Below are 16794 nucleotides of genomic sequence, written 5' to 3' on the forward strand. Positions count from 1 at the left end.
GAAATGGATGTATAAGAATAAAAAACGACTGCCAGAAAGCAGCCGTTTTTTATTTTTTCTAAAGTTTAAATTGCACGTGCAAAATAGCGCGTAAGCTTTTGGTGTAAATATGCTATAATGATAGACAACAATTAAAGAAAAATAGCTTATTTCGAGGAATGTAATTTTCTATTTTTTAGTGGAGGTAAAAGGAATGGTTAAAAGCGACCAGACTTACCGAAGAGTTTTATATGCATTATTTGCAGCAATTATTATCATGCAAAATTTTGTGCCATTTTTAGGTTATATTCCGGTCGGTCCACTTAATTTAACGATCATACATGTGACAGTCATTATTGCAGCTTTGACTTTAGGGCCTAGCGGCGGGGCAGTTGTTGGTGGGGTCTGGGGCGTGATCACTTGGGTCCGGGCCTTTGTTTGGCCGACTAGTCCTTTAGCTGCGATCGTTTTTGTCAATCCGTTAGTTTCAGTGTTACCGCGGATCTTGATCGGGGTAGTCGCGGGCTATGTTTTTGCTTGGTTAACAAATAAAATGAAGAAGCAATACTTGGCGATGGGTATTGCAGCTTTATTGGGATCGCTGATAAATACACTCTTAGTTTTAGGGCAAATTTATTTATTTTACAATGGACATTCTCAGGCTTTGTATCAGATCGATACAAAAGCTATGATGCCGTATATCATAGGTGTGGTCGGAACAAATGGAATCCCTGAAGCTATTATCGCTGCATTTGTAAGTCCTTTGATCGCTAAACCATTACTCAAGCGCGTACGAAAGAGATGAATTGATTGCCACAAAAAAAGAAACAAAGTACTAGAAAAACAACTAAAAAGCCACGTCAGACTAAAAAAAGACGTCCTAGTTCTAAACGTAATTCGAAAAAAGTTACTTTTAGATGGCCTGATTTGATTTTGGTCGTACTTTTAGTGACCTTAGTTTCTATACAGACGATCAAGTGGTTCGACAAACATGATGAAACACCCAAGGTTGAACAGACGGCAGGGGAAAAGAGTAAGCAGGAATTTATCAAAGAATTAGTTCCGAGTGCACAAAAGCAACAACGACAACACCACGTGTTCACAAGCATCACGTTGGCACAAGCGAGTTTAGAGTCAGATTGGGGCACAAGTGAACTGTCTGCTAAATATCATAATTTATTTGGGGTCAAAAGTTCTGACCCGAATAGCCCGCTATTAACTACCAAAGAATATGTTAATGGCCAATGGATCACGGTCAAAGATCGTTTTGCAGCCTATGATAATTATGATCAGTCGATCGCGGCTCATGCTCAGTTATTTGTAAACGGAACAGGCTGGGATTCTAAACATTATCAGGGCGTTATTAATGCTAAAAATTACCAGGAGGCTGCCAAAGCCTTGCAATCCAATGGTTACGCGACGGATCCTGATTATGCGCAAAAGCTGATCGATCTGATCCAGGAATATCATTTAGACCAATATGACTTGTGAACTGAGTAAAAATCCACAATTTTAACGTTTGCAAAGATTGTCGCTTGCCAACTGTTGTGATATTGTTGATACTAATATAAGCTGTGTTGTTGCAGTTATACGGGATAGAAGAGTTTAGGAGGAAAAATTCAGTGAAATTTTTAGAAAAACGGATCAGGGAAGATGGGCTGGTTTTGCCTGGTAATGTCTTGAAAGTCAATTCCTTTTTGAACCATCAGATCGATCCAGAATTGATGAATACGATCGGACAAGAATTTGCACACTTGTTCCGTGATAATCACATTACGCGGATCTTAACGGTTGAATCGTCAGGTATTGCACCGGCGATCATGACTGGCTTGGCTTTACATGTGCCAGTTTTGTTTGCTCGGAAAACAAAGAGCTCAACGATGAATACTTCATTGTTTACGGCTGATGTTTATTCGTATACTAAAAAAGTCACTAATACAATTTCCGTTGATCAGAAATTTTTACTCCAAACAGACAATGTTTTAGTGATCGATGATTTCTTAGCCAACGGACAGGCCGTTTCTGGTTTGTTAGAAATTTGTAAGCAAGCAGATGCACATGTTGAAGGTGTCGGTATCGTGGTTGAAAAGGCCTTCCAAAATGGTGGTCAGCTTTTGCGTGATCAGGGTGTTCGTTTAGAGTCATTAGCCCGGATCTCTTCATTTGCAAATGATAAAGTTCATTTTGTCAGTGAATAAGAAATTTTATAGAATAAGATCAAGTAAGCTGCTTGCAAAAGAGATGAGCAGCTTTTTTGTTCAAATTTAAAAGATTATATTTTTTAATAAAGAAAGTTGTAAATGACCGCTAAGTCAGTCAAATTATGTTATGCTTCTAGTGGAAAGTAATATTTGAAAGTTAAGGAAAGTAGTGAAACAAAAGTGGCAGAAAAAGTCATATTTCCTAGTAGTACGATCGGTGTGATCGGTAATAGTCCAAATGGGATCGAATTGGTCCGTAAGGCTAAACAGATGGGATTTAAAGTCGCAGCTTATGGTTCCAACGCTGAAAGCCCCACATTAAGGGAGGCTGACTTGGCAATCGTAGGCCGTGGTAATGATCAATTACAATTACAAAAATTTGCTGAACGTTGTGATCTAGTGATCTACGAGTCGGAACAAGTTAGTTCTGAGTCGATTAAATTTATCCAAAGATTCACTAATGTTCCTCAGGGTAGTGAGGCCTTAGAATTGATGCAAGATCGTTTGTTAGAACGAGCTTTTTTCGAGCAGATCAACGTCAATATTGCGCCTTATTCGACGATCGTGAGCCTGGATGATATTTATCAAGCAATTTCGTCGATTGGTTTCCCCTGTGTTTTAAAGCCGATCCAAAAAGGATTGATGCATAATTCTCAGTTTATTTTACGTAAGCAATCTGATGTGGCCAAATGTGCAGAATTGGTTGAACAGGGTACCTTTGTTTTAGAATCGTGGGTCCCGTATGAACGTGAGATCTCAATTGTAATGGTACGTGAACAAAGTGGGACAATGCGCTTTTTAGCCCCGTTAGAGACTTTCTATCAGGTACATCATTTAAACCAGGTCGTAGGGCCGGCTAAAGTTGCAGATCAGATTTGGGATGAGCTCAAAAATATCGCAAGTCAGATCGGTGATAATTTAAATTACGTCGGTGTAATGGAAATTGGCTTTTTCTTGACACAGTCACAGGCGATCTATGTCAAACGTATCGTACCTGCTCTTCATGAATCAGGCTATATCTATCAGTATATTAGTAATGTTTCTTTAGAAGAAGAACAGATACGTGCAGCTGTGAATATGCCAGTTGTGACATCTAAGGTCATTCAACAAGCAGCGATCGGTTTCTTCCAAGAAAAAGATCAACAGTCGATCAAGACACAGTGGGTTTTAAAAGATAACTGGTTTTACCATTTCTTCCGCTATCCAGCTTCAATGTTACCTCAATCTAAGAGCGGATTTGTGGCGATCACGGCTGATGATGGTTATGAGGCCAAAGGGCAGTTAGATTCCACGGGGATCTGGGATGAAAAACAGCCGACTGAAGAAAAAAGTGAAGATTAAATATTAAATGATAGTGAGATAAAAGATGTTTTGAAGCCGTTCGTGACAATAATCGCATTATTTCGGGCTGTAGCAAAGTGAAGAACTAGAATAGGGATAGTTGTTCAGTAAGGCTTCAATCTTTTGGAACACGTTTAAGGGTCGTCGATCTATCCCATTAATGGGTTAAGTCGACGGCCCTTTTAGAATCGCACAGCTGCTTATGTCAAAGCTTTCTTTTTAGTTGCCCGATAATGCAAGGGAAAAGTAAGAAAAAGAGAGCGGGACAAAAGTCGTTTTGAAGCCGGTATTTAATGCCGTTTACGCCATTTTTGGCCTAGCAAAGCACAGGACAGGAATTTGAGGATTCAGACTTTTAAAACGCGTTTATGCTGTAAAAATTAGAAGCGATAATTTGATTATTTTTAGCAAAAGAAGAGACTGGGATATTGTTTTGTCCCAGCCTCTCATACTCAGTGGTAACGCTAGAAAAACATCAGATGGGTCATGTTAAGTTCTTTAAAAATGGATACCTTTACAGAGTTTGACTAGTGCCCAAGAAGGGATGTCCTGTGCTATAATGTAGCAGACTGAAGATTTAGAGAGGATTGAATAATTTGGGTCAAAATAACCTACTAGACAAAATGAATGATAAACAAGCACAAGCGGTTCAATGTATCGAAGGGCCGCTTTTGATCATGGCCGGAGCAGGCAGTGGTAAGACGCGTGTATTAACGCATCGGGTCGCTTATTTGATCCAAGAAAAAAATGTCTTGCCGTGGCATGTCTTGGCGATCACATTTACTAATAAGGCTGCCAAGGAAATGCGTGAACGGGTCGACCAATTGTTGGGGGAAGATGCCTCAGACATCTGGGTCGCTACTTTTCATGCTTTATGTGTGCGGATCTTACGTCGTGAAGCAGAAAAAATCGGCTTTAGTCGTTCCTTTACGATTGCTAGCCCTAGTGAACAGCGGACATTGATGAAGCATATCTTAGCTGATCTAAACGTGGATACTAAAAAATTTGATCCGCGAATGATCTTAAGCAATATTTCGAATGCTAAAAACGACTTACAGACAGTCGATGACTTTAAGAAAAATGCTGAGAGTCCCGTTGAACAAATCACAGCGCAGGCTTATGAAAAGTACCAAGAAGAGTTGCGTAAAGACTCTGCGATGGACTTTGATGATTTGATCATGCAAACGATCGAGTTGTTTGTACAAGACCAAGAAACTTTAGAATATTACCAACGTAAATTTCAATATATCCATGTGGACGAATACCAGGATACTAACGAAGCCCAATACCGCTTAGTCAATATGTTGGCAGCCAAGACGCGTAACTTGTGTGTTGTCGGTGATGCCGACCAGAGTATTTATGGCTGGCGTGGTGCCAATATGGAAAACATCATGAACTTCGAAAAAGATTATCCCGATGCGACAGTGGTCAAGTTGGAACAAAACTATCGTTCCACTAAGACGATTTTGAATGCCGCTAACTCCGTTATTAAAAATAATGTGAATCGAAAAGTAAAAACGTTATGGACTGAAAATGACCCGGGCGATAAGATACATTATTACCGGGGAATGAATGCCAATGATGAAGCTTACTTTGTTGTTAAAAATATCCAACAAGGCATTCGTGAACAGGGTAAAAAGTATAAAGATTTTGCGATATTATACCGAACTAATGCTCAATCACGTGTAATGGAAGAAACATTTGTCAAAACTAATATCCCGTACAAGATCGTCGGAGCTCATCGTTTCTATGATCGTAAGGAGATCCTCGATATTTTAGCTTACTTGCGTTTGGCAACTAATCTTCAAGATTCGATGAGTTTCAACCGGATCGTCAATGAACCTAAGCGGGGGATCGGTGCAGCTAGTTTGGACAAATTAACTGACTTTGCTACGGTGAATGGGTTGAGCTTGTTAGAGGCGGCTGAAAATGTCGTCATGACAAATATTACCGGCAAGGCGGCCACACAATTGGAAAAGTTTGCCCATTTGATGCGTGACTTACATGAAATGGAACAGACAGCTACGGTAACGGAATTAACAGATGCCATTTTGGAAAAGTCAGGTTACCGTAAAGCATTGAAAAAGACACAGTCACTGGAAAATGAGAGTCGGTTGGAAAACTTGGACGAATTTTTGACTGTGACCCAACAATATGATTCTACTTGGCAAGAAGATGAAGAACATCAAGATCCATTCGTTGATTTCTTGGCTGAACTATCGTTGGTTTCTGACCAAGATAGCGTTGATGAAGAACAAAATGAAGTGACGATGATGACCTTGCACGCCGCTAAAGGTTTGGAATTCCCAGTGGTCTTTTTGATCGGGATGGAAGAAGGAATCTTCCCGTTGTCACGTGCGATGACTGACGAAGATGAACTTGAAGAAGAACGGCGTTTAGCTTATGTTGGTATTACGCGGGCACAACAAGAATTATTCTTGACCAATGCTTTTTCACGGATGTTATATGGGCGTAAACAAAACAACCCAACCTCACGTTTTATCGAAGAAATCGATGATGACTTATTGCAACAAGATGGAATGCATCAAGCAAGTTCTGGCCAAAATAAGACAGCACGTCAGGTCAACTTGTCTAAGCAAGCGCAAATGAAACCGGGCAGTGTGTCAAAACCAACTACGACGGGAGCCGAAAAGAAAGCCTGGAATGTCGGCGACAAAGTCTTTCATAAGGCCTGGGGCGAAGGAACGGTCGTCAAAGTTAGCGGTGTCGGTGAAAATACTGAATTAGATATTGCCTTTGATTCGCAAGGGATCAAGCGACTTTTGGCATCCTTTGCACCGATCACTAAGCGCGAGTCATAAGGTTTGGTAAAATTTTGTGGGTGAGACTTAATCATTTGAGAACAGAGAAATAAAATAGGAATGAACTAAAAATTTGGAGGCATGTTTTGGCTGACCAATTTTTGATACTGAAGTAAAAAGTAGTTCGAGGAGGAGAAACGATGGCCGAAAAGCAGGCAGATAGTGCTAAACAAGCTGAAAATTTACGACAAAAATTAAATCAGTGGGGTCGGCAATACTATGTCTTAGATCAGCCAACGGTCGAAGATGCTGTTTATGATCAGACATACCGACAACTACAAGACTTAGAAAAGAAGCATCCCGAAGTTATTACTGCGGATTCGCCTACTCAACGTGTCGGTGACCAGATCTTATCCGGATTTGAAAAAGTGTCTCATGAAACGCCGATGTTGTCTTTAGGGGATGTTTTTTCCAAACAAGAACTGCAGGATTTCATAGATCGTTTACATGAAAATGTGGGTGAGAAGGTCCCTTTTAACTGCGAGTTGAAGATCGATGGCCTTGCGATCTCACTAACGTATGAAGATGGCGTCTTCGTCAAAGGCTCGACTCGGGGAAACGGGACGATCGGTGAAGATATCACCCAAAACTTAAAGACGATCAATGCGATCCCTTTACGTCTAAGTGAACCAGTTTCCGTTGAAGTTCGTGGCGAATGTTACATGCCGAAGAGTTCGTTTGTACATTTGAATGAATACCGTGAAGAACAGGGCTTGCCAGTTTTTGCTAATCCAAGAAATGCCGCGGCTGGTTCTTTGCGCCAGTTGAATTCGAAAGTGACGGCTGCGCGTAATTTGAGTACTTTTATTTATTATTTAATGGAACCAGAAAAGTTTGGTGTTACATCGCAAAGCCAAGCCTTAAAAAAAATGCGTGATTGGGGCTTTAAAACTAATATCGATTCTCGTTTGGCAACTAACATGGATGAAGTCGACCACTACATCGATGATTATCAAGACAAGCGTGACCAGCTTGAATATGATATCGATGGTATCGTGTTAAAAGCTGATCCGTTTACAGTGCAACAAGAATTGGGCAATACGGTCAAGGTCCCACGTTGGGCGATCGCCTACAAGTTCCCGCCTGATGAACAAGAAACAGTCGTACGCAACATCGAATGGACCGTGGGACGGACAGGTGTAATCACACCGACAGCCGTCATGGATCCGGTTTTGTTGGCAGGGTCTACAGTTAGCCGGGCATCTTTGCACAATCCGGATTATATGCTAGAAAAGGATATCCGTGTTTTAGATACCGTCAAGCTGCATAAAGCGGGTGATATTATCCCTGAGATCTCAGAAGTCGTCTTGGATAAGCGTCCGAATGATTCTAAAGAATATGAGATACCTACTACTTGTCCGGAATGTGGAGCAGAGTTGGTACATTTGGATGATGAAGTCGCCTTACGATGTGTGAACCCGAAATGCCCCTCATTGTTGAAGGAAAGTGTGATCCACTTTGCTTCACGGAATGCCATGGATATTCGTGGTTTGGGCAAACGGATCATCCAGCAAATGTTTGAACTGGATCTGATCACAGATGTTGCTGACCTGTATTCCTTGACCAAGGACGATCTATTAAAATTAGATAAAATTAAGGATAAATCAGCCAACAATCTGTTAGAGGCGATCGATGCAAGCCGGCAAAACTCAGTTGAACACTTATTATTTGGCTTAGGTATCCGGCATGTCGGTGCTAAGGCTGCGCGAATCTTAGCCCAACACTTTGGAAACCTTGATGCGATCAGAGATGCTTCTGCTGCAGACATCGAAGAGATCGATTCGATGGGTGGTGTGATCGCCGAAAGCATCGTTAAATATTTCGCGACTGATGAAGTGGCAGAATTGATCACGGAATTAAAGAAACAAAATGTTAACATGAACTATCTCGGAAAAACTGTAAGTCAAGTTGAACAGCAGGCACAAGAAAGTGAATTTAACGGACAAACGGTCGTTTTGACCGGAACACTCGATACACTAACGCGTGCTGACGCTAAAAAATGGTTGCAAGACCACGGTGCAAAAGTTACTGGCAGTGTTTCCAAGAAAACTTCATTATTGATCGCGGGTCACGATGCTGGCAGCAAGTTGACTAAAGCGCAAGAACTCGGCACGCAGGTCATGGATGAGGCTCAATTCACCAAGAAAATGGAGGCAGAACGATGAAAAAAAAGACAGTAATTTTTATCAGCTTACTGATGTCAGCCCTGCTGATCACTGCGTGTTCGAATACTGGAGATGGCAATAATAGCTCTGGTAATACTGCCAAAACAAATGGCACCACTTCTAAGAAAGGCTATCAAACTACTGGTAAAACTGAAGATTCAGATTACCAAGGTGTGATCAGAAATGGAAAGTATAAGGCAAGTAAGGCCCGCGGAGTTGGGATCACGCAGGAAGCAGACAACATGTTGAACTTGCAGAGTTTTGAATCTGGTTTGACATCACTTTCTAAGAATCAATTCTCACCTAAAAAATACGTTTTCCAAGAAGGACAAATTTTATCTCGTTCGACTGTCGAGGATTGGTTAGACCGACAGTCAGGGGATAATCCAATGGGCTTAAACCCGAAGGATAACGGCGAAAAGGACGCTAAAAAGCGGAACCCGATGTATATTCAACAGATCGAAGAACAAGATTACATGAATGATAATGACGGTAAGCTAAGTTTAGGCGGCATCACGATCGGTATTGGGATGAACCGGGAAGATTATTACCAAAAAGAACAGTACGGTTCAACCTACACGTCTAAGATCTCTAAAGAAGAGATGACTAAACAAGGACGGATCGCTGCAGCTAAAGTGTTAGCACGTGTGCGTAAAGAAAAAGGCGTTTCATCAGATACACCGATCATGATCGCTTTGTTTGAACAAGCACCCAATGATAGTTTAGTTGGTGGGTCATTTTATGCTTCGACTGTCAGCAAGAACGGAAATGAGATCGGTAGCTGGAAAGATACCAATCTTTCAAGCTATACTTTCCCAGCGACTGCAACGAAGTCAGTGCCAAATGATAACGATGAAACTTCATTCGAAGGCTTCCAAAATAAGATCAAAAACTTCTTCCCGAACTTGGCTGGTGTAACTGCTCAAGGACAGTATAAAAATAAGTCTTTGCAAGGGATGAAAGTTAACATCACGACCCAGTTTTATAGTCAAACTGAGATCACTAGTTTCACACAGTACGTAGCACAAGCCGCCCGGACTTATTTACCAACGGGTATCCCGATCGACATCACAGTCAAGAGTGCCGATGGTTCTGTCCAGTCTTTCTTGTCTCGTGATGATGGTAGTGGTGATTTTTATACGCACGTCTTTAGTAGCTACTAGACTAACTGCTATGCTGACAGGTGTGCTTTAATGTGTCACTAACTGTGGCCAAGTAAGTCAGATAAACGTAAATGTGATGCAAAGTTTGGCAAGGTTAGACTGACAAATGACGATGTGTGTGTAACTTTAGCTTAGTTTGCTTTACAAATTAAAATGTGAAACAAAGTCTAGCAAATTTAGCATCACATTTAGTTACTGCACTACTCAAATCTAAAGAAACTTCTAAAAACTGTGGCATGTTCTTTGTACATGTCCAGTTTTTAGTGATTATAGGGTCAAACTTTTCTGAAAATATGCTAGAATAGCAAGTGTTAACTTGAAATAATTCCGTTACTTTACATTGCGGAGGTTGCCCAACTATTTATTTAGCTTGAGGCCGCTAACTAGAAATTATTGAAAACTAAATGATAAGAAAGAGGGAAATAAAATGGCAATCACAGCCGATGAAGTAAAGCACGTCGCCCAATTGGCCAAGCTTGAATTTACTGATGCTGAGTTGCAGATGTTTGCTGGCCAAATGGATGACATCATCAAGATGGTTCAACAACTCAGTAAAGTGGATACAACTGGTGTTCCAGTGACATCTACTGTTGCAGAAGCTAAAAACGTGATGCGTGAAGATAAAGCTATCAAGGGTACGGAGCGTGAAACCTTGATGCATAACGTACCACAAAAGGACCGTGGCTTCGTGAAAGTTCCTGCAATTATCGATGAAAGTGAGGAAGGTTAAGCGATGGATTACTTTAAAAATGACCTGTCATCACTTCATGCAGGTTTACTTAACAAAGATTTTAGTGCCCAGGAATTGACCGCTGAAACTTTTGAACAAATTAAGGCTCGTGATCAAAAGATCGAGTCTTTCTTGACTTTGAATGAGCAACAAGCTTTAGCTGCTGCGAAAAAAGTTGACGAAAAAGGCATTACAGACGCTGACAAATTAGCTGGGATCCCAGTAGGTATCAAGGATAATATCGTTACTAAGGGCTTGAAAACAACTGCTGCAAGTAAGATCTTAGGTAATTTCAAGCCGATCTATGACGCAACAGTTATGGAAAAGTTGCATGCTGCGAAAATGATCAATGTAGGTAAGTTGAACTTAGATGAATTCGCCATGGGCGGTTCAACGGAAAACTCAGCATACAAAATCACCAAGAATGCATGGAATCAGACTAAGGTTCCTGGTGGTTCATCTGGTGGTCCTGCAGCCGCAGTTGCTTCGGGTCAATTGCTTGCCGCTTTAGGTACTGATACTGGTGGTTCGATCCGTCAGCCAGCTGCTTTTAACGGGATTGTAGGTGTCAAACCAACATACGGGCGTGTTTCTCGCTATGGTGTCATTGCTTTTGGCTCTAGTTTAGACCAAGTTGGACCTATGACACGCAGCGTGAAGGATAATGCCTTGATGCTCAGTGCGATCGCAGGTCATGACAAACATGACTTTACGACATCAGAACGCGAAGTTCCCGATTTTACTGCTAAACTTGATGGTGATATCAAGGGGATGCGGATCGGTGTGCCTAAAGAATTCATGGACCAAGGTGTTGCCGATGATGTGCGCGAAGCTATTAAAAATGCGATCAAGACTTATGAAAAATTGGGTGCAACGGTTGAAGAAGTTTCATTACCGTATAGTAAGTACGGTGTACCAGTTTATTACATCATTGCTTCTTCTGAAGCTTCTTCTAACTTGCAACGTTACGATGGGATCCGTTATGGTTTCCGGGCTGACGATGTTAAGAATTTGGAAGACGTTTATGTACGTTCTCGTTCCGAAGGATTCGGCGATGAAGTTAAACGTCGGATCATGTTAGGAACATTCTCCTTGTCTGCCGGAACTTACGATGCTTACTTCAAGAAGGCCGCTCAAGTTCGGACTTTGATCTGTCAGGACTTTTCTAATGTCTTTGAAAATTACGACTTGATCTTAGCTCCAACGACAACGTCAACAGCCTTTGGAATCGGTGAAGAGATCAATGATCCAGTTACGATGTACATGAATGATATCTTAACGATCCCCGTTAACTTAGCTGGTTTACCTGGTATGTCGTTGCCGGCTGGATTTTCAAATGGTTTACCGATCGGGATGCAGTTGATCGCGCCACAATTTGGTGAAGAAACAATGTATCGCGCTGGCTATGCCTTTGAACAAGCAACTGACTTCTACAAAGAAGTTCCAACGATCGGAGGGGAAAATTAATGAACTTTGCTACAACAATCGGACTTGAAGTCCACGTTGAAATGAAAACTAATTCTAAAGCATTTTCTCCCGCACCCGTGCAATACGGTCAAGAACCTAATACTAATACCAACGTTATCGACTGGGGTTATCCGGGTGTTTTGCCAGAAGTCAATCAGGGTGCTTTGGAATACGGCATGCGTGCTGCTTTAGCCTTGAATTGCCACATCACTAAGGATATTCACTTTGACCGTAAAAACTATTTCTACCCTGATAATCCAAAAGCTTATCAGATCACACAAGCTCAAACACCAATTGGTCATGATGGTTTCTTGGAAGTAGAACTAGAAGATGGTTCTAAAAAGAAGATCGGGATCGAAGAAATGCACGTTGAAGAAGATGCTGGTAAAAATACCCATGATCCAGACGGATATTCTTACGTTGACTTGAACCGTCAGGGAACGCCACTGATCGAGATCGTGTCAAAACCAGACATTGCTTCAGCGGATGAAGCATATGCTTACTTGAAGAAATTACGTCAGGTGATCCAGTTTACCGGAGTTTCTGATGTGAAAATGGAAGAAGGCTCCATGCGGGCCGACGTTAATATTTCTGTTCGCCCAATTGGCTCTGACCAATATGGGACGAAAACTGAAATGAAGAACTTGAACTCATTTGAACACGTGCGTTCTGGTTTGAAATTTGAAGAAAAACGTCAAGAAAATGTCATCCGTGCAGGTGGCAGTATCCAACAAGAAACTCGTCGCTTTGACGTTAATACGGGTGAAACTGTCTTGATGCGTGTTAAGGAAGGTAAGAGTGATTACCGTTACTTCCCTGAACCAGATCTGCCACCTATCCATATTTCAGATGATTGGATCAAAGAAGTTAAAGATTCTATTCCTGAAATGCCTGAACAACGACGTGCCCGCTATGTCAATGAGTGGGGTGTGACTGAATATGACGCCAATGTTTTGACACAGACGATGGAAATGTCAGACTTCTTTGAGGCGACAGTTGCAGCCGGTGCTGATCCTAAATTAGCGGCTAACTGGTTGATGGGCGATGTGAGTGCCTACATGAACGATAAGAAACTTGAACTGGCAGATTTAGCTTTGACCCCAGAGCATTTGGCACAAATGATCGGTTTGATCAAAGACGAAACGATCTCCAGTAAGATCGCTAAGAAAGTCTTCAAGCAGATCGTTGCCAATGATACTGATCCAAAGGCTTGGGTCGAAGAAAAGGGTATGGTTCAATTATCAGACCCACAAACCTTGCAGCCGATCATAGATGAAGTGTTGGATAATAACGCTAAGTCGATTGAAGACTTCAAGAATGGTAAAGACCGGGCCGTTGGTTTTCTAGTCGGTAATATCATGAAACAAACACGTGGTAAGGCCAATCCCAAAGTTGTTAATAAACTTCTAATGGCTAGTCTGAAAGAAAGGTAATGGGAGTCTCTTAGTTTAGGTGACTTCCCTAAAAAAAGATCAATTATGAAAAAACGTTGTCGAGTAATTTATAATCCGACCTCAGGCAGGGAAGCCATGAAGAAGGACCTGATCGGTATTTTAGACATTATGGAAAATGCCGGCTATGAAACAAGTGCTTTCGCGACTACTCCTGAGGAAAATTCCGCTCAAAATGAGGCTAAACGTGCGGCTAAAGATGGTTTTGATCTCTTGATCGCCGCTGGTGGTGACGGAACCATCAACGAAGTCGTTAACGGGATCGCACCTTTGGCTAAGCGACCAAAGATGGGGATCATCCCTGCTGGAACGACTAACGACTATGCAAGGGCGTTAAAGATCCCACGTGAAGATCCTTTAGCTGCGGCCAAAGTCATCGCTAAGGGTCAAACTGTCAAAATGGACATTGGTCAGGCAAACGAGAACTATTTCGTGAATATTGCTGCCGGTGGCTTGTTATCGGAAATCACTTATTCCGTTCCATCGGAGTTAAAGTCGCAGTTTGGTTACCTAGCTTATCTCGCAAAGGGTGCTGAACTGTTACCCCGGATCAAACCGCTTGACATGCATATCGAATATGACGAGGGCATTTTTGATGGTCAGGCTTCAATGTTTTTTGTCGCTATGACTAATTCAGTCGGCGGTTTTGAACAGATCGTACCTGATGCTTCGTTAGACGATGGTAAATTCACTTTGATCATCGTTAAGACCAGCAACCTTGTTGAGATCTTGCACTTGATCCGCAAGGTCTTTAACGGTGGCAAACACGTTGATGATTCTAGGATCGTCTATGTTAAGACCTCTAAGATCGTAGCGGATGCCCCGGGTGAACGGATGATGATCAACGTCGATGGTGAGTACGGTGGCGATGCCCCAATGACCTTTATTGATCATAAACAACATATTGAAATGTGTGCTAACACTGATCAGATCCCAGATTCTGCGATCACGGCTGAGAATGCATTAGCTCAAGATGCACGTGACCGTTTCGTTCATGAAATGGAACAGCTTCCCGATCAACATGAATCTGATGATGACGCAGCTACGCCTGAGAAGTAGTTAGTATTGCAGGTAGAAGTGGTCGTAACAGCAGTTGTTGCGGCCACTTTTTGACTTTAGAAATGGGGCGCTCTTACCAAATGAGTGCACAGGTCGCAAGTATTATTCACTTGTCAAGTAAGAATGTGGGCCTAGATTGAGGCAAGTAAGTGTTACTAGTTGGTATGTGTCACTAACATGGTCGGAGTGAGTACTCCAATGGGAAGTGTGATACCAAGTGTTTCAAAGTAAGCAGCACATTTTGAGATGCGACCCTAACTCGAGGAAAGTAAGTGATACATTTCGAAATGTAATACCGACTCCGCCAAAGTAAGTGCCGCAAATGGAAATGTGATACCAAGTATTCGAAAGTAAGCAGCATATTTCGAGATACAAACCTAACTCGAGGAAAGTAAGTGATACATTTCGAAATGTAATACCAACTCCGCCAAAGTAAGTGTCGCAAATGGAAATGTGATACCAAGTATTCGAGAGTAAGCAGCACATTTTGAGATGCGACCCTAACTCGAGGAAAGTAAGTACTGCATTTCGTAATGTAATACCAACTCCACTAAAGTAAGTATCACAAAGCAAGAAGTGACCCTAAGCCGGCGTGACTATGCTTCACAAGTAGAAATGCGATACAAAATAACTGAACTTTACTCAGGAGCTGCTGCCAAATACGGACCAAAATCACAGTTTGGAGCAGCTAAGCATCATAAGTGATACTTGCAACTATATGATGTCTTTTGTACACTGTGAATCAATGTCTAATTAAGAATATTTGCCAAATGAAAAAATAAATGAACTACCAAAAATTAAGGAGTTTAAAATGAAAACAACAATACCTGTCCATAAAAACGAGGAACTAACAGCGACAATCACTGATATTACCTATCAGGGGATGGGCGTCGCTAAGGTCGATGGTTATCCTTTATTCGTTGCGGGTGCATTGCCCGGCGAAGAAGTAAAATTACATGTTTTAAAGGCCGACAAAAAGTATGGCTTTGCCAAAGCAATTAAATATTTGACCACTAGTCCTGATCGGGTCGATGGCGGTAAGAAAGAACTTGTGCAAACGGGGATAGCACCGCTGCAACACTGGGCTTACCCAGCACAGCTAAGGTACAAGAAAAAGTTAGTGTCTGATCTTTTACAAAAAGCACATCTATCTGATTTACAGGTCACTGAAACAGTCGGGATGGACAAACCACGTCATTACCGAAATAAAGCTCAAGTTCCTACTCGTAACTACAAGGGGCAGTTAACGACGGGGTTCTTCCGTCGTGGTAGCCATAATTTTATTCCACTGGAAGATTATGAGATTCAAGATCCACGTATCGATGAAGTCATCTTGACAGTCCGTGATATTTTGCGTGAGTATAACGTACCAGCTTATAACGAAGAAAAACATACCGGTGTGATCCGTAATGTGATGGTCCGTCGGGGTCATTATAGTGGTGAAGTGATGGTTGTGTTGATCACACGCACGAAGAAATTAAAAGGTGCAGCTGAAATTTCAGCTAAGATTCAAGAACTATGCCCTGACGTGATCAGTGTTCAACAAAACATCAATCCAGATAAGACGAATGTTATTTTGGGCAAAACGACTAAAATCATGCGTGGACGTAATTACATCCAGGATCAATTAAATGGACTGACTTTTAATATTTCTGCGCAGTCTTTCTACCAGGTCAATCCTGAACAAACAGAGAAATTATATGCTCGTGCAGTTGAATTAGCTGATTTACATGGTGAGGAAACTGTGATAGACGCATACTGTGGGATCGGAACGATCTCCTTGAGTTTAGCCAAAGCCGCTAAAGAAGTTTATGGTGTTGAGATCGTGCCGGAAGCAATTGAAGACGCAAAAGAAAATGCACGGATCAATAAACTGGATAATTTAACCTTTGAGGTAGGCAATGCTGAAGAAAAGATGCAACACTGGGCAAACGCTGGAGTCGATCCTGATGTGATCGTGGTCGATCCGCCACGTAAAGGCTTAACTGCGAACTTTATCGAAGCTGCTGCTAAAACTGCGCCACAAAAAGTAGTGTATGTCAGCTGCAATCCGGCAACCTTAGTGCGCGATATCGAACGTTTTGGTGAGCAAGGTTACTCTGTCAAACGACCACTTGAACCATTTGACCAATTTCCACAAACAACACATGTTGAAACGATCGCGGTATTGGAACGAAATTAATTTTTAAAGAATCGAGGAGGGATCATTATGACCAAACACAAAATTTTTCGCTTCTACGCAGAATTAAACGACTATAAACCATTGGTTTGGCGTCGCTTTGAAATTAATGGAGAAAAAACGATGGCAGAGCTGTCATATTGCATCATGATAATGTTTGAAATGCAGGCGAGCCACTTGTTTTCACTAACGCAATACAGGCGTGACAGTTTTATTGAAGGTGTGAAAATGGCTGGG

The 16794-nt window shown here is 41.7% G+C and carries 13 protein-coding genes; all 13 read left to right on the forward strand.

The window, feature by feature from the left end:
* Nucleotides 1-193: 193 nt before the first annotated feature.
* Complete coding sequence (locus LACPOB_RS0102615) at nucleotides 194-784, forward strand: ECF transporter S component (protein ID WP_017867279.1); 591 nt, start codon at nucleotides 194-196, stop codon at nucleotides 782-784.
* A 5-nt stretch (nucleotides 785-789) separates the two neighbouring features.
* Nucleotides 790-1470 (forward strand): glycoside hydrolase family 73 protein, encoded by a 681-nt coding sequence (locus LACPOB_RS0102620; protein ID WP_017867280.1) that lies wholly within the window; start codon nucleotides 790-792, stop codon nucleotides 1468-1470.
* A gap of 131 nt (nucleotides 1471-1601) precedes the next feature.
* Nucleotides 1602-2177: a xanthine phosphoribosyltransferase gene (locus tag LACPOB_RS0102625; protein WP_017867281.1), complete on the forward strand. Its 576-nt coding sequence runs from the start codon at nucleotides 1602-1604 to the stop codon at nucleotides 2175-2177.
* Nucleotides 2178-2330: 153 nt separating this feature from the next.
* Complete coding sequence (locus tag LACPOB_RS0102630; RefSeq protein ID WP_017867282.1) at nucleotides 2331-3521, forward strand: ATP-grasp domain-containing protein; 1191 nt, start codon at nucleotides 2331-2333, stop codon at nucleotides 3519-3521.
* 596 nt (nucleotides 3522-4117) lie between these two features.
* Nucleotides 4118-6343 (forward strand): DNA helicase PcrA, encoded by a 2226-nt coding sequence (gene pcrA / locus LACPOB_RS0102635; RefSeq protein WP_017867283.1) that lies wholly within the window; start codon nucleotides 4118-4120, stop codon nucleotides 6341-6343.
* Nucleotides 6344-6483: 140 nt separating this feature from the next.
* Complete coding sequence (gene ligA, locus LACPOB_RS0102640; protein ID WP_017867284.1) at nucleotides 6484-8508, forward strand: NAD-dependent DNA ligase LigA; 2025 nt, start codon at nucleotides 6484-6486, stop codon at nucleotides 8506-8508.
* Complete coding sequence (locus LACPOB_RS0102645; RefSeq protein ID WP_017867285.1) at nucleotides 8505-9671, forward strand: CamS family sex pheromone protein; 1167 nt, start codon at nucleotides 8505-8507, stop codon at nucleotides 9669-9671. Before ligA ends, LACPOB_RS0102645 begins: the two co-directional genes overlap by 4 nt.
* A gap of 427 nt (nucleotides 9672-10098) precedes the next feature.
* The gene (gatC, locus tag LACPOB_RS0102650; RefSeq protein WP_017867286.1) at nucleotides 10099-10401 is read left to right on the forward strand and encodes an Asp-tRNA(Asn)/Glu-tRNA(Gln) amidotransferase subunit GatC; all 303 of its coding nucleotides are present in this window, start codon (nucleotides 10099-10101) and stop codon (nucleotides 10399-10401) included.
* Nucleotides 10402-10404: 3 nt separating this feature from the next.
* Nucleotides 10405-11868: an Asp-tRNA(Asn)/Glu-tRNA(Gln) amidotransferase subunit GatA gene (gatA, locus tag LACPOB_RS0102655; RefSeq protein WP_017867287.1), complete on the forward strand. Its 1464-nt coding sequence runs from the start codon at nucleotides 10405-10407 to the stop codon at nucleotides 11866-11868.
* Nucleotides 11868-13301, forward strand: coding sequence for an Asp-tRNA(Asn)/Glu-tRNA(Gln) amidotransferase subunit GatB (gene gatB / locus LACPOB_RS0102660; RefSeq protein ID WP_017867288.1), 1434 nt, complete (start codon nucleotides 11868-11870; stop codon nucleotides 13299-13301). The genes gatA and gatB overlap by 1 nt, the downstream gene beginning before the upstream one ends.
* A gap of 45 nt (nucleotides 13302-13346) precedes the next feature.
* Nucleotides 13347-14378: a diacylglycerol kinase gene (locus tag LACPOB_RS0102665; RefSeq protein ID WP_026142715.1), complete on the forward strand. Its 1032-nt coding sequence runs from the start codon at nucleotides 13347-13349 to the stop codon at nucleotides 14376-14378.
* An 811-nt stretch (nucleotides 14379-15189) separates the two neighbouring features.
* On the forward strand, nucleotides 15190-16560 hold the full coding sequence (gene rlmD, locus LACPOB_RS0102670; RefSeq protein WP_017867290.1) for a 23S rRNA (uracil(1939)-C(5))-methyltransferase RlmD: 1371 nt from the start codon (nucleotides 15190-15192) through the stop codon (nucleotides 16558-16560).
* Between the two features lie 27 nt (nucleotides 16561-16587).
* Nucleotides 16588-16794, forward strand: a 207-nt coding sequence (locus LACPOB_RS11585; protein WP_040532643.1) for an IS1096 element passenger TnpR family protein, incomplete at its 3' end; no start/stop codon positions are given.

Source organism: Ligilactobacillus pobuzihii E100301 = KCTC 13174 (assembly GCF_000349725.1).
Taxonomy (GTDB): Bacteria; Bacillota; Bacilli; order Lactobacillales; family Lactobacillaceae; genus Ligilactobacillus; species Ligilactobacillus pobuzihii.

Bases quoted from the DNA above. Each gene is read 5' to 3' on its own strand.
- gatA (WP_017867287.1), top strand. From the start codon at position 10,405: ATGGATTACTTTAAAAATGACCTGTCATCACTTCATGCAGGTTTACTT.
- gatC (WP_017867286.1), top strand. From the start codon at position 10,099: ATGGCAATCACAGCCGATGAAGTAAAGCACGTCGCCCAATTGGCCAAG.
- LACPOB_RS0102665 (WP_026142715.1), top strand. From the start codon at position 13,347: ATGAAAAAACGTTGTCGAGTAATTTATAATCCGACCTCAGGCAGGGAA.
- LACPOB_RS0102615 (WP_017867279.1), top strand. From the start codon at position 194: ATGGTTAAAAGCGACCAGACTTACCGAAGAGTTTTATATGCATTATTT.
- ligA (WP_017867284.1), top strand. From the start codon at position 6,484: ATGGCCGAAAAGCAGGCAGATAGTGCTAAACAAGCTGAAAATTTACGA.
- gatB (WP_017867288.1), top strand. From the start codon at position 11,868: ATGAACTTTGCTACAACAATCGGACTTGAAGTCCACGTTGAAATGAAA.
- LACPOB_RS0102645 (WP_017867285.1), top strand. From the start codon at position 8,505: ATGAAAAAAAAGACAGTAATTTTTATCAGCTTACTGATGTCAGCCCTG.
- rlmD (WP_017867290.1), top strand. From the start codon at position 15,190: ATGAAAACAACAATACCTGTCCATAAAAACGAGGAACTAACAGCGACA.